11 protein-coding genes and 1 riboswitch are annotated in these 13,951 nt (G+C 53.4%); of the genes, 7 read left to right on the plus strand and 4 right to left on the minus strand.

Annotation, left to right across the window (positions count from 1 at the left end; all coding sequences use genetic code 11):
- Window positions 1-26: 26 nt before the first annotated feature.
- The 5 genes from CSR02_RS13340 (at window position 27) to folE (ending at window position 4,848) form a co-directional block, all read left to right on the plus strand.
- Window positions 27-1,145 carry an aromatic ring-hydroxylating oxygenase subunit alpha gene (locus CSR02_RS13340; RefSeq protein ID WP_099541966.1) on the plus strand — a complete coding sequence of 373 codons (1,119 nt, stop codon included), beginning with the start codon at window positions 27-29 and terminating at the stop codon, window positions 1,143-1,145.
- Window positions 1,138-2,130 carry an 8-oxo-dGTP diphosphatase MutT gene (mutT, locus tag CSR02_RS17180; protein ID WP_099541967.1) on the plus strand — a complete coding sequence of 331 codons (993 nt, stop codon included), beginning with the start codon at window positions 1,138-1,140 and terminating at the stop codon, window positions 2,128-2,130. Before CSR02_RS13340 ends, mutT begins: the two co-directional genes overlap by 8 nt.
- A gap of 68 nt (window positions 2,131-2,198) precedes the next feature.
- A riboswitch (SAM riboswitch) is annotated at window positions 2,199-2,278 on the plus strand.
- A gap of 110 nt (window positions 2,279-2,388) precedes the next feature.
- Window positions 2,389-3,597 carry an O-succinylhomoserine sulfhydrylase gene (gene metZ / locus CSR02_RS13350; RefSeq protein ID WP_099541968.1) on the plus strand — a complete coding sequence of 403 codons (1,209 nt, stop codon included), beginning with the start codon at window positions 2,389-2,391 and terminating at the stop codon, window positions 3,595-3,597.
- 121 nt (window positions 3,598-3,718) lie between these two features.
- Window positions 3,719-4,189: a Co2+/Mg2+ efflux protein ApaG gene (gene apaG / locus CSR02_RS13355; protein WP_042787656.1), complete on the plus strand. Its 471-nt coding sequence runs from the start codon at window positions 3,719-3,721 to the stop codon at window positions 4,187-4,189.
- 47 nt (window positions 4,190-4,236) lie between these two features.
- Window positions 4,237-4,848 carry a GTP cyclohydrolase I FolE gene (gene folE / locus CSR02_RS13360; protein ID WP_095045869.1) on the plus strand — a complete coding sequence of 204 codons (612 nt, stop codon included), beginning with the start codon at window positions 4,237-4,239 and terminating at the stop codon, window positions 4,846-4,848.
- 57 nt (window positions 4,849-4,905) lie between these two features.
- Here folE and CSR02_RS13365 read toward each other — a convergent pair whose 3' ends face one another.
- Together CSR02_RS13365 and moaB are read right to left on the minus strand one after the other, a co-directional pair.
- A complete protein-coding gene (locus tag CSR02_RS13365) occupies window positions 4,906-5,484 on the minus strand; it encodes a DJ-1/PfpI family protein (protein WP_042787657.1) in 579 nt (192 codons plus the stop codon).
- Window positions 5,477-6,115: a molybdenum cofactor biosynthesis protein B gene (gene moaB / locus CSR02_RS13370; protein WP_183172606.1), complete on the minus strand. Its 639-nt coding sequence runs from the start codon at window positions 6,113-6,115 to the stop codon at window positions 5,477-5,479. Before moaB ends, CSR02_RS13365 begins: the two co-directional genes overlap by 8 nt.
- 133 nt (window positions 6,116-6,248) lie before the next feature.
- Between moaB and CSR02_RS13375 the strand changes: the two genes are divergently transcribed.
- Window positions 6,249-7,715 (plus strand): carbohydrate porin, encoded by a 1,467-nt coding sequence (locus CSR02_RS13375; protein ID WP_099541970.1) that lies wholly within the window; start codon window positions 6,249-6,251, stop codon window positions 7,713-7,715.
- Here the strand turns inward: CSR02_RS13375 and CSR02_RS13380 are convergent.
- Both CSR02_RS13380 and CSR02_RS13385 read right to left on the minus strand, forming a co-directional pair.
- Window positions 7,699-10,404, minus strand: a complete 2,706-nt coding sequence (locus CSR02_RS13380; protein WP_099541971.1) for an AAA family ATPase — start codon at window positions 10,402-10,404, stop codon at window positions 7,699-7,701. The two genes, CSR02_RS13375 and CSR02_RS13380, sit on opposite strands and share 17 nt — an antisense overlap.
- On the minus strand, window positions 10,401-11,549 hold the full coding sequence (locus CSR02_RS13385) for a metallophosphoesterase family protein (protein WP_099541972.1): 1,149 nt from the start codon (window positions 11,547-11,549) through the stop codon (window positions 10,401-10,403). The genes CSR02_RS13380 and CSR02_RS13385 overlap by 4 nt, the downstream gene beginning before the upstream one ends.
- Window positions 11,550-11,865: 316 nt before the next feature.
- On the opposite strand from CSR02_RS13385, the gene CSR02_RS13390 reads away from it, so the two are divergent.
- A complete protein-coding gene (locus CSR02_RS13390; protein WP_099541973.1) occupies window positions 11,866-13,950 on the plus strand; it encodes an FUSC family protein in 2,085 nt (694 codons plus the stop codon).
- Window position 13,951: the final 1 nt, after the last annotated feature.

The following is a 13,951-nucleotide window of genomic DNA, read 5'->3' on the forward strand; positions in this document are numbered from 1 at the left end:
AGGTATTTTTTGTGATTTGAGGCGAAATGGATCAGACCGCTCAGACCGATTCCTCCACCCCTGAACTGGCTGTTGAAGCCAGAAAGGGTAAAATAGATCTGCGGCGCGTCAGATCCAACCCGGACTACTGGTACCCTGTTGCGTGGTCGCGGGAGCTTAAAGCCGGCAAAACCATTGGCACACGCTATGCTGGCACGCCTATTGCCTTGGTGCGGCCCGATGCAGGGCCTGTATTTGCGCTAGAAGACCGGTGTGCCCACCGGCAGGTACCGCTCAGCAAAGGCACGGTGGAAGGTGCTTCCGTCAAATGCTGCTATCATGGCTGGGCCTATGGCCGATCTGGCAGATGTATTGATGTGCCCTATCTGGGCAAAGGCAAGCTGCCCAATGGGGTACGCACATTCCCCTGTCGTGAACAGGACGGCATGATTTTTGTTTTTCCCGGTGATCCGGAAAAAGCAGATACCGTGCCCCTGCCCTCACATTTGGCGCAAGCCAGCAACCCCGCTTACAAAACCCGCTACTTTGGCAGCACCATTGGGTGCCATTACAGCTTCATGCATGAAAATCTGATGGATATGAATCATCAGTTCATGCATTCCAAGCAAATGGGGCAGATGAAGCCTCGCTTTTTGGGCCAGAAGCGTGAGCCAAAGCTGGTGGAAGCCCGCTACAGCTTTGCCCGCACAAGTGGTAAGCAGCCTTTTGGCGAAGCCCTGATTTTTGGGGAACGCCGCGATTCTTCGGAAAAGTTCCAGCATCGCGATGTCATGACCATCCGCACGGAATATCCGTATCAAACCCTGCGTATCCAAACCGGAGATGAAGACCCGGTGATGGATTTGTGGATTGTTTATGTACCGCAAAGTGCAGATGAACTGACCAACCGCACTTTTGGCCTGCTTTCTGTCAAACGGCCCAAGGTAGGTGGTCTGCTGGATATTGCGTGGCCTTTCCTTGTGGCCTTTACCAACCGCATTTTTGCTGAAGACCGTGAAATTGTGGAACTGGAGCAAAATGCGTGGCGCGAACTGGGAGGCGACCACAACGTAGAGGTTTTTCCTGTTATTAACGCCCTGCGTGCACTGCTGACTGAATGTGGCCTTCCGCCAGAACCAACGCAGGCCCTCAAACCGAATGCCTGATACTATTCCAACTGAACTGGAAGCCCCGCCCTATCGCCTGCGCCCCCTTTGTGCGCAGGATGCCCCTGCCCTTCATCATCTGGTGAATGATTGGGAGGTGGTGCGCATGCTCAGCCGCCTGCCGTTTCCATACCCGCGGGAACTGGCAGATAGCTGGATAGCTTCCACCCAGCAGATACAGCAAAAGGGCGAAGGGTATCATTTTGCCATTCTGGATAAGGATGGCACTTTTATGGGCTGTATTGGTTTGGGCCTTCAAACTACGGGTCCATCTGCGCGCATTGGTATGCTGGGTTACTGGATTGGCCGCCCTTATTGGGGAAAAGGCATTGCAACATGTGCTGCCGCACGCATAACCAGTTGGGCATTGGCGCATCTGGATATTTCAAGCATCCGTGCAAATGTTGCAGCAGATAACAGTGCCTCGGCCCGTGTTCTGGAGCGCATTGGTTTTCAAAAAATTGCGACAGGCAAACAGGTTTTCGCTTCCCGCGGGAGTGAGCAACCCACGTTGATATTTGAAACCACACGCCATATGCAGGATATGCGCCACTCTAGTGCGATCTCTGGTACATTTTCTGCTCCCAAAAAACTGGTTCTGGTATCTGCCGCAGCACTTATTGATGCAAAAGGCCATATTCTGTTGGCGCGTCGGCCAGAAGGTAAAAGTATGGCCGGGTTATGGGAATTTCCGGGCGGTAAAATAGAAGCCGGAGAAACACCAGAAGCAGCTCTGGTGCGCGAACTGCATGAAGAACTGGGGCTTGATATGTCCCGCGCCTGTTTGGCGCCCTTTACTTTTGCATCCCATTCCTACCCAACATTCAACCTGCTGATGCCGCTTTATGTCTGCCGGCGCTGGCAAGGTGTTCCCACCCCTAGGGAAGGCCAGAAGCTGGCATGGGTTCCCCCGCAGGATTTACGCAAATACCCTATGCCGGAAGCAGATCTGCCATTTATTCCTCTTCTTCAGGCATTACTTTAAAAATCGCTCTATGCACAGAACTTGACGATACCCAATATCCGGGCTTACGCTGCCTGCCAGCAAGGTTAACGCCCTGCCCTCGTGATTTGTAAGGCCGGCTTGCGGCGAGGTAAAAGAAACGCGCTAAAGAGGCTCTGACACGGCATATGGCCGGCTGTCATGGTTTCCACGGTCAATTTAAGAGATTGAGCTGTTTTGGCAGGTACGTGCACTTGCCTGCTGCTTGGTCTGACACGCCAGAACCGGATACAAAGACCCATGAGTGACAACAAGATTGCATTTTCTGAAGCGTGGCGCCCAGCAACCCGTCAGCTTCATGCTGGTGTGGAACGCACGGAATATGGTGAAACCAGTGAAGCCGTATTTCTGACCTCCGGCTTTGTTTATGACAACGCTGAACAAGCCGCCCGCACCTTCCGTGGTGAGGAAGAACATTACCAGTATAGTCGCTTTGGCAACCCCACAGTTGCAGCGCTGGAACGCCGACTGGCTGATCTGGAAGGCGCAGAAGCCTGCGTGGCAACAGCTACGGGCATGGGTGCAGTTTCCTCCGCCCTGCTCAGCCACGTTAAAGCGGGAGATCGGGTTGTTGCCTCCCGCGCCCTGTTTGGCTCCTGCCACTGGATTGTTGCCAACCTTCTGCCACGCTATGGCGTAGAAACCGTTTTTGTAGATGGCTGTAACCTAGACGAATGGGCAAAAGCACTTTCCAAACCCACAGCCGCCGTTCTGCTGGAAAGCCCTTCCAACCCCATGCTTGATATCTTGGATATCAAGGCAATTTCAGAGCTGGCCCACAAGGCTAGCGCTATTGTGGTGGTGGATAACGTGTTTGCATCCCCAGTATTCCAGAAGCCTCTCCAGTTGGGGGCAGATGTTGTTGTTTATTCCTGCACCAAACACATTGATGGCCAAGGCCGCGTGCTGGGCGGAGCCGTGCTGGGCCGTAAAGACTGGATTACAGAAACACTTCAGCCTTTCACCCGCAATACAGGCAATGCGCTTTCACCCTTCAACGCATGGGTCATGCTCAAAGGGCTGGAAACACTTTCCCTGCGTGTTAACGCCATGGCAGCCAACGCGGCAGCCGTAGCCGATTATCTGGCCTCTGCCCCCGGCATTGTAAGCGTGCGCTACCCCGGCCGGGCTGATCACCCACAGTATGAACTGGCCAAACGCCAGATGAGTGGCAGCGGCAGCCTGATTGCCTTTGAAGTGAAGGGCGGCCAGAAAGGCGCGTTTGCCTTTATGGATGCGTTGGAGCTGATTGCCATTTCCAACAACCTTGGAGATGCGCGCTCTTTGGTAACGCATCCGGCAACAACCACACATTCCAAAGTCAGCCCGGAAGATCGGGCCATACTGGGCATTACGGATGGCGCTATTCGCTTTTCCGTGGGGCTGGAAGACAGCGCAGATCTGATTGATGATCTGGCCCGTGGCGTTGCAGCCCTTCAGGCTCTCTAACACTACACCGCATATGTCCCTCCCGCTCCGCCATACATGTATCGGGAGGGACAATGCTTGGCATAACAGATGGGTTCGTGATAGGTGCAAGCACCATCCCGTACCATAAACAGGATATTCCATGCCCGACTGGGCCACTTCTCCCCTTTTGCAAGATCCAGAAGAAGCCATGAACGAGCTCTTTTCCTCTCTGCCCGTGTATGAGGCTGTTACGGAAAATGTGCGCGTGCAGGTGCAGGTCTTCTGGCTGCCTGATCAATCCGAACCGGATGAACATTCCTACTGCTGGGCCTATCGTATCCGTATTGGCAATGATGGCACCCAGCCTGTGCAGCTTCTGGAACGTACATGGCACATTACAGATACGGCTGGGCATACAGAATATGTGCATGGGTCTGGCGTGGTGGGAGAACTACCGATTATTCAGCCCGGTGCGCTGTATGAATATACCTCTGGGGCATCCCTTGCCACACCGGGCGGGTTTATGAGCGGACATTATCTGATGCAGGATAAAAGCAGCGGCAGACGGTTTGATGTCAACATTCCTGCCTTCAGTCTGGACAGCCCTTTCCTGCTTCGCCAGATCCACTGATCTGCCCTTGCCCTCATCATATCCCTATCTTTTTTCTGGAGTGTGGCATGAGCGTGCCTCCATCTGATACCCCTAAGCGCCCGACACAAGCCGAAGCGGAACAGGCCGTGCGTACCCTGCTGCGCTGGGCTGGCGATAATCCGGACCGTGAAGGTCTGCATGATACCCCTGCCCGTGTTGCCCGTGCTTACACTGAATTTTTCTGTGGGTATGAAATTGACCCCGCAGCCCTGTTACGCCGCACCTTTTCGGAAGTGGAAGGGTATGATGAAATTGTGCTGCTGCGTGATATCCGCTTTGAAAGCCATTGCGAACACCACCTCGCCCCCATTATCGGGCGTGCCCATGTGGCCTATCTGCCCCGCCAGCGCGTTGTCGGTATTTCCAAACTGGCACGTGTGGTGGACGCGTACGCCAAGCGCCTGCAAATTCAGGAACGACTGACAGCCCAGATTGCCAACACCATCAATGATGAACTGGAACCACATGGGGTTGCCGTTATTATTGAATCTGCCCATGAATGTATGACAACACGCGGCGTACACAAACCCGGTGTTTCTATGGTCACCAGCACCATGCTGGGTGTTTTTCGGGAAAACTCAGACACACGACGTGAACTGATGGCAATGCTGAACCGCCCTGCCATTAGCGAATACTAAAGAAAAAAAGACCTCTCTCCCATCATAGGCTGAATGGGAGAGAATACTTTTGTACCCTTAGATACTGACGTTTGCCCCCAACACCTTGAGAAACTGCGCCAGCCATGCCGGGTGTGCAGGCCATGCCGGGGCTGTTACCAGTTCTCCATCGGTTACGGCTTCCGTTACCGGAATATCAGCGTACTTTCCGCCAGCCAGTTCCACATCGGGGCGGCAGGCCGGATAAGCTGAAACTTCGCGCCCCTTGATAATGCCTGCCGCAGCCAAAAGCTGTGCCCCGTGGCAGATGGCCGCAATGGGGCGATCAGAAAATGCCTTCACAATTTCCAGAACCCGCGCATTCAGGCGCAGATATTCCGGTGCGCGGCCACCGGGAATAATCAGCCCCAGATATTCATCCGTATCAATGGCATCAAAATCAGCATTCAGCACAAAGGCATGGCCGGGCTTTTCGCTATATGTCTGCGCGCCTTCAAAATCATGGATAGCCGTCAGCACCTTATCGCCCGCTTTTTTATCGGGGCAGATCACATCCACCTTATACCCCACCATAAGCAGAGCCTGATAAGGCACCATGATTTCATAGTCTTCTACGTAATCACCTGCCAGCATCAGCAGTTTGACATCATCAGTCATGATGACCATTCCCTTTCAAGCCTTCGCGCAAACGCGGCATCAATTCCACAAAGTTACAGGGCCGGTGGCGGCTATCAAGCTGGAAGACCAGAATATCATCCCATCCATCCTTCACCGCGCCTGTAGAACCGGGCAACGCAAACAGATATGTACCCCCCGCCACACCCGCCAACGCGCGAGACTGGATGGTGGATGTGCCAATCTTGCGGTAAGAGAGCATCCGAAAAAGTTCACCAAACCCTTCAATGCGCTTTTCCAGCACGCTCTCAAAGGCTTCCGGCGTCACATCACGGCCAGTTACACCCGTGCCGCCATTTGTAATAACAACATCCACCTGTGGGTCAGCAATCCACTTGCGCAGTTGTGCTGCTATCTTGTCTGCATCATCGGAGATAATGCTCCGGTCAGCCAGAACATGGCCCGCACCTTCCAGCCGCGCAACAAGGGCCGCACCGGAAGTATCTGTTTCCAATGTGCGCGAATCCGAAACAGTTAACACTGCGATACGAACAGGCAGAAACGGCAGATTGGTATCAATTTTAGACATTGAGAGAATCTTATCTCCATAATTCTGATGCAGAACTGCACCATTTGGCCGTAATAATGGCCTATTTTTATATAAAAAATCCATTAAACTGCACAACAGCGACTACAATCGCATAAAAAATGCTTTAGAAAACGGGAACGCAGTCTCCCGAAACCCAAGGTCACTCTTTTTTCTGCTGAAACATGAGGTGGCCGAAAGAAATAAAAATCAAGGGAACATGATTAAACGCCTTCACATCCATTTTCCTTTTCGCACATTATGGCCAGCCTGCCTGTTTGTTCTCTCTCTCTTTGTTATTTTACCTGCGCACGCGCAGTTATTAACTGGAGGAAACAGTGCCGTGGGCCTTTGGCCTAGCCTGCAGGTTGATAACGAGGCTGACCAGGTAGAAGATCCCGGTTCATTTTTTTCCGCGCCATATGGCAAGGATCATTTTTTTGGAAAATGGTGGGGGGCACAGCCCTGGCTGTTAAGCCATGGCATTCATATTCTGGCAGACGTGCATGAAGAACTTGCTGGCAACTTTCGTGGTGGCCGCAGAAAAGGTGTGGATGATGCCGGGCAAGTGGGTGTTGAACTGGACGTTGATTGGGGCAAGCTGACCAATGCCGACATCATGAAAGGGTTCTGGACCCATATGATGGTGGTAAACGGGCACGGCCGTAACCTGAGCACAGATTATATTGGGGATTCACTGGGCGGCGTGCAGCAGATTTATGGTGCACGTGGTAATGTGGTGGCCCACCTTGTTTACCTGTACGGTGAACATGCTTTTCTGCACAACCATGTTGATATCAGTGCCGGCTGGATTCCGGTTGGCAGCTTTTTTGCCGCATCTCCGCTGTTTTGTATGTATATGAACGTGGCCATGTGCGGTAACCCTGCACCCACAAAATACACAGAAGGCGCAAGAGACTGGCCATCTGGTAACCTTGGTTTTGTGGCCCGCGTGATGCCTACAAAACAGACCTATATTATGGCGGGCCTGTTTGCGGTTTCTCCGCATGCCTATAATGGTGGTATTTCTGGCTGGGCATGGGCGCAGGATGGCTTGGGCAAGTTCTCATCCCCGGTTGAAATCGGCTGGCTTCCCTCCTTTGGGCGCAACCATCTGGTGGGCCACTACAAGGCGGGTTTTGGCTATGATAACTCCAAATACAAAAACCTGCTGAACGATGTAAACGGCAACGCATGGGTGCAGACAGGCGCACAGCCGCAATACGAGGCCGGCCGCGCAAGCGCATGGTTTATGGCTGACCAGATGCTGATGCGTAATGGTGATGGCCCAACCAATGGCCTGATCGCTCTGGCCGGCTGGATGTGGTCTGATGGTAAAACCACAGCCATGTCTCACCACGTTTGGGCTGGCATGACAGAAACCGGCGCTGCATGGGGCCGCCCGAATGATAGCGTTGGCGCCATGTTCCAGTGGATGACCATGAGCCGTGCCTCTGTTCTACAGCAGGAAGCCGCCTTGGCTGCCGGTGTGCCCTTCCCCGATAACCAGTGGGGCAAGGTGTGGGGAATTCAGACCCATGAGAACATTTACGAAGTGTTTTACAACGCACATGTTGCCAATGGCATGTCCCTGCAACCAGACTTCCAGTATATCAACCGTCCGGGTGGTTCCACCGTGTTCCATGATGCCGCCGTTATGGCACTTCAGTTCAACGTGGTGCTGTAAAACTTTCCTGCGGGCGCAGGTTTAGCATCCTGCCCCGCAATGGCGCGAACAGTTGTGCATGGCATGTGAGAATAAGAATCTGGAAGCGCGTTGCAGCCTCTGCCAGAACATCAAACAGACATTCCAGCCGCATTGAATCTGCAAAACTCAGCGCATCATCCAGCACCAGAATGGCTGGAACACCGCGTGCATGCAACATTTCCGCAAATCCCAGCCGCACCAGAACGGCAATTTGCTCACGCGTGCCATCAGACAGGTTCGCCACATCTTCACGCTGATTGCGAGAAAGGGCCGCCACCCCGAAATCTGCATCCATTTCCAGTTCAGATCCGGGAAACAATGCTGAAAATGCCGGTTGCATGGTTTTAACCAACGGCCCCATATAGCGGGCCGTTTGCTCCTGCTCTGCCTTGCGTAAAACCTGATCCAGCAAAACCAGAGCAGCTCTATCCCGCGTACAGGCTGCCACCTCCATGTTCAGGCGTTGCTGCAACCGGTCAGCTTCCGCTATGCGCTCATCCACGCCATCACCTTCTGCGCTGCGCACACGGGTTTCACGCTCACGGATATCTTCACGCAGGCGGGCTATGTTTTCTCCATCTGTTTTTTGGGCTTGCTCAAGCCGCTGAATACCACTTTCCACCACGGCAAGAGGCCGCTCCTTCTGGCGGGCCTGCTCACAATGTTCCAATGCAGCCTGTGCTTCCGCCTGCTCCTGTGCGCAGGTTTGCAGGCGTTGGAGCAATGCCGCATCTGACTCACGCCCCTGCCAGAGCTCCAGCTCACGTTGCAGGCGTATCAGCCCAGTTTCCTGCTGTTGCTGGATAGCCTTCACTTTATCCAGCGCTGCTTTGGCAGCTATAAGAACCTGCTGTGCATCGTGCTCTGTTTGCCGGGCTTGTTCTACCTCCTGTGCCGCGTCCTGCTCCTGCTGCACAGCTTTTTCTGGCAGGCAAGTCAGGTCACTTGCCTGTGCACTCCCAATCTGGCTGGCCAGATTTTGTGCCAAGGCATGTTTCTTCTGGGTATAAGCGGCTTCTTCTCTGGCCAGATTCTGCCGCAACTCCAACAAAACCTTATCTGGGCTTACACCCTTTTTATCTGGAAGCGTTGCAGCAAAAACAGCTTTGGCTTCCTTAAGCTGACGTTCTGCCAGACAATGCTGCTCATACTGTTGCTCTGCCCCTTCCGCGTTTAGGCACCCAATCTGCTGCAAAAGATGTGTGAGTGCATTTTGGGCCTGGTGGAGTTCCTGTTGCAGTTCAACTGTATCTCCGCCCGCAGAAGGCGTAATCACAAACCGCCCAACGCCTTCAACGTGAAGTTCTGCCGGGGCGTGCAACAGATTTTTACCGGATACACAAGGCTTGCCATCTAATAGAACACGTTGTGCAGCATGTGGCAGCAATTCCATTTCCAGCACAGTGGCTTGCGCTTGCACCTGTTGGGTGAGCATTGCCACTTTTTGGGCTGCTTTACGCACACGCTGGATTTTGACTCCATCCATGGGCAACGCATCAAAAGCAGCTTGCGCCTGCTCTATCTGGGCAAAACTTTCCTGCACATGCTTCAGATTTTCGCGCAGGCGTAAAAGTGTACCTTCCTGATGCTGCACTTCCCGCTGCTGCATGACATGATGCAAAATAGCCCGCTGAACCTGATGGTGCTTAAGGGCTTTCTGGCATGCAGCCTGTGCAGCCTGATACCGCAAACTGGCTGTTTTTTCCTGCGCGGCCAGTTCAGAAAGCTCTTTTACACTGTCAGAAATCAGCTGTTGTAATCGCGCATATTCAGCCCGGTGTTCTTGCCGTCTTTCCTGTTCATCCCGAATGTTCTGGAACTGCTGCACGGCTGCAGCCTTTCTGGCCAGAGCAGCTTTTTCCTCGGCATCCAAATTCCGCAGACGGTCGCGCTCTTCACGCAGTTGATAAAGTTTTTGCTCTTCCTGTTTCTGCCTTTCCGGGTTTTCATATTCCCGCAGCGTACGCCGCTGTTGCCCTAAAAGAACCAGATCTTCTTCCAGCGCGGCACGCTTGGCATGCAGATTTTTTAAATGCTCCGCAGCCTTGGCCTGATCTTCCAGAAGGTGTTTATAGCGCCCTGTTGGCTTGCCTGTGGCTGCTGTCTGTAATTGCCCCAGCCGTGAGCGTACACGTTCCAGCAAAGCCCCTGCTGCGGCAATTCCGGTAACTTCCTGAACCCCGTGTTCCAGACAGTTCTGAATGCTCGATCGCCCTGCATTATTCAGAACAGGGGCTGCAAAGCTTTCCCCCTGCCGCACCAAAAGGGCGTTCCACAAACCTATTGCTTCGCTTTTGCCGTTTTTTTCCAACTCCAGCAAATCGTTCAAACGTTCTTCAGCCGTATCACCATCAAAACGCTCATGCCCCAGATCTAGACGTGCAAAAGCGCCTTTCATGAAGCGCTTTTCCAACCAGCAGGACTTCCCGCTCCATTCAAACCCTACGCCGATATGCGGTGCTCCTCCGCCATAGGGCTGCATCTCCTTTACAGCCTGCGCCTTGGAACCATGGCGCAACGTTAACGCGGCTCGCAGTGCCATCAACACTGTGGATTTACCTGCTTCATTCGGGGCGGCCAGCACATTCAGCCCTGCTCCCAACCCCTCCAGACGTACTGGAGAGATAAACCGACGCACACATTCAAGCTGAATATCTGTTAAAATCACGCTGCGGCACCTTCCACTTCATGCCAGAACAGAAACAGTCTTTGCAGGGCTTCCCTTGCTACAGCGCCTTCCTCTCCCCCCTGTTCAACCTTCTGCAACAGTTCCTGCGCGGCCATCTTTACGGTTGCAGATGCGTCCAGCCGTTCCAGATCCTGAATACCTGCAGCCAGTTGCGGTGCCCCCGTTAGGCGCAAACACGCCACAGCACTTTGCAAGCGTGTGAGAATAACACTTTCATATTTACGCAAATCATCCACACCCAATAAGCCGGACACTTCCAGCCAGGCCATAACAACACTTGGGTTATCTGGGTGAATATGTCTTACGCGGGCTTCTAGCGCATCAATATCCTCACCACTGGTCAGTACAATATCTTCCAGCTTGCGCCAGATATATTTGCCTGTGCGATGTCGAGAAATAACAGGTTGGGCGCATGGGCCATCTATTGTGACCACCAAGGTTTCTCCACCACCTGCTCCACCGGTTACAAAACGATCTGTTTCCGGTGTTCCTGAATAGTAGGTACGTGTATCAATCTGGCAAAAGCCATGCCAATCTCCCAGACCCAAATAAGCAAGCCCAGCCTGTTTGGCCCGATCCAACGCAATAGGATTATGTTCAGCCTCTTGCCCGTTACTGAACCCCACAACAGAGCCATGTGCCAGCCCGATACGCAGGGCTTCGGGCGGAGTGGCTGCATCATTCATGTATTCTGTTAAATCAGAAAGCGTGTGGCGACGTTTGAGCACGGCAGGCAGCAACCATGCATTATGCGCCGCATCTATTTGCACGGCTTGCGAATGTGTGTGCATGTGCACATTGCCCGGCACAGCGCCTTCACGCCTTAAACGAGCCCATACACCTTCTGGCGTATCTGCATCATGGTTGCCGGGAATAAGGTGCCATTGTACATCAGAAAACTGCCGCATACGCTCCATAGGCTGGTGTAATGTGCGTCTTTCTGGTGTTTCATGCTCATATATATCCCCCGCCACCAATACGCAGGTCACGCCCTCCTGCCGCGCCAGCTGGCCAATATGCAGCACGGCATCTGAGCGCGCAGCCTGAAGCGCGCCCAGTGTATCATCATCCGCAAAGCTGAATGTCTTGCCGATCTGCCAATCTGACGTGTGAATAAACTTCATGAATTTTGGTGCTCTCCATCACACATCTGGCAGAAAAATTTCACTTTTCCATGACATGCCCAGATCGTGAGCAGCCATCTCTTAACCTCACTTCATCTTATCTTATCATTAGGTTAGATATACTTCACACTCATGCCATCTGCCATGCCCCGCGCTGGGCGCAACCCCCCTACTCTCTCGCAGCATCACGCCAAAGATTATATTTTATTTTAAGAAACATGCTGCTACTGCGAGATTCGCTAAGCCCCTCCATCTCTGGCTGGAAATGGCATACCCCTAAAAGTGAAGCAAAAAAGAGGTTAAAGACAGAACAGAGATGACAACAGAAACACCGGCAGCATTCCGTTTGGGATCTTGGAAGACACTGTTTCTTCCCCTGCCACGCAGCATTTTCGCATATGGCTGGTTTCTGTTTTGCCTACGCACGTGGCTGTCTGCTGTTCTGGCACTTTCTACCGCATTCTGGCTCCAGCTTTCCTCCCCCGGTTCTGCTGCCGTTACAGTTATGATTCTGGCGCAGCCCACACGTGGGCAGGTGCTTTCCAAAGCGCTTTACCGTCTGGCTGGTACAATTATTGGCGCATTTGTCGCTCTTTTCCTCACCGCCTGTTTTAATCAGGAGCGCGGGGTTTTTCTGGGCGGCGTGGCATTATGGCTCACGCTATGCACCATTATGGGCACGCTGGAGCGGGACTTCCGTGCCTATGCAGCCATGCTTTCTGGCTACACCGTAGCGATTGTGGGTATTAGCTGTATTGATAATCCGGCCGCCATTTTTGATGTCACCGTTAACCGTGTGTCCGCCATTGTGGTGGGCATTGCAGCCACAGCAGCCATTAACGATGTATTCGGCTCCCCCACTGCGTTTGAAAAACTGGCGGCAAACCTGCGCCGCACAGGTGAAATGGTGCAGCGCATTGCGCGGGATGCCGTAGCTGGCCACGGTGTGCCAGATGACATGACATGTGCCGGGCTGGCGGGCGAAATTATCGCCCTGACATCTCAGGTCTCATTCGCCAAGACAGAACTGGCTGATGCCAAGCTACGCCTTGCCGGCGCGCGCTCTGCCATGGTGGCGCTGCTGGAAATGCTGACCTGTAGCCGCGCTATTGCCAATGTGCTGCGGCGGGGCAACATATCCGGCCCCATTCTCAAACACATCCGCACATCATTTGGTGATGGCACACCAGTGGAATCTCCCCTTCAGGCTGTGCATGATCTGGAAGACCTAGCCAAGGAAGCCCATGCGGAGGAAGCCTCCCTTGGCCCCACGCTGGATGAAGCGTGGCTGATTGAACGCTCCATGGCGCTTTTGTCGGATGCCCGCTGGGCTGCGGATGGCATAGATGCGCTCCAACATGGGCAGCGCGCACGCACGCAGGCACCTGAACTCAAGATTGATCAGCATCACGATGTTATTGCGGCTTTGCTGAATGGCCTGCGCACCCTGATCGGGTTTTCCGTTGCTGCCGGGCTGTGCATTATCTCTGATATTCCGGCCACTTACAGCGCGCTTTCTCAGGTTGCCATTATTCTTACACTGGCAGCCACTACTTATAATGCGCGCGGTTTTGGCATGGGGGCCCTTATTGGTACACCCTTGGCTATTGCTGTTGCTGCTGTTCTCAACTTTGGGGTTCTTCCCCACGGGGCGGACATGCCTTTTCTGGCAATGGCCATTCTTCCGGTTATTTTTGGCGGCTGCCTGCTGTTAATGAACCCCAAAACAGCCACAATCGGGTTTAATGCGGGTGTCTTTTTCTTTGTTATTCTCGGTGTTGCCAACCAGCAGAACTATGAACCCGCACCTTTTATAGACCGCAACGTGCTCTATTTGTTTGCAGCTATTATTATCTTTATTTCACTGGTGCTGCTGCTGCCCCCATCTGCCACAGGGCGGCGCTTTCGCGTTGGTATTACCATCGGGCATGATCTGCTGCTTCAGTTTGAAGGGCATGGTGAACAAGCAGGTTCTGCCCTTATCAGCCGGCATTATGATCGGCTCTGCCGCATTCTGGAATGGAACCGGTACCTGCCAGACAACAAGGCAAAACAACGCGTTTTTTCCCGCCTTGCCAGCCTGGATGAACTGAACGTGGAACTGGCCCGTGCGCGCCGCCACCTGCAACGTGCTGCTACCATTCCCGCCATTCGGCTGGATGCGGAATCCGCCTACCGCGCCACCATTATCTACAACGTGGATTCAGCGCTGTTCCGCATGAAGCGCAAGGCACGCGTTTTGCTTGATCATTCCATAAATCTGCCCCATGGCCAGATGGCTACGGCCCTTGCTGCCGTATCCGCCATGGTTGGCGCCATACATCTGCTGGAACACAACCGTTCCGCTTTGCATCTGTACGATCTGATTCCTGTACCAGATCAGCAATGGAAGGCCCGCTAAC

The sequence above is a fragment of the Acetobacter pomorum genome, assembly GCF_002738225.1.
GTDB lineage: Bacteria > Pseudomonadota > Alphaproteobacteria > Acetobacterales > Acetobacteraceae > Acetobacter > Acetobacter pomorum.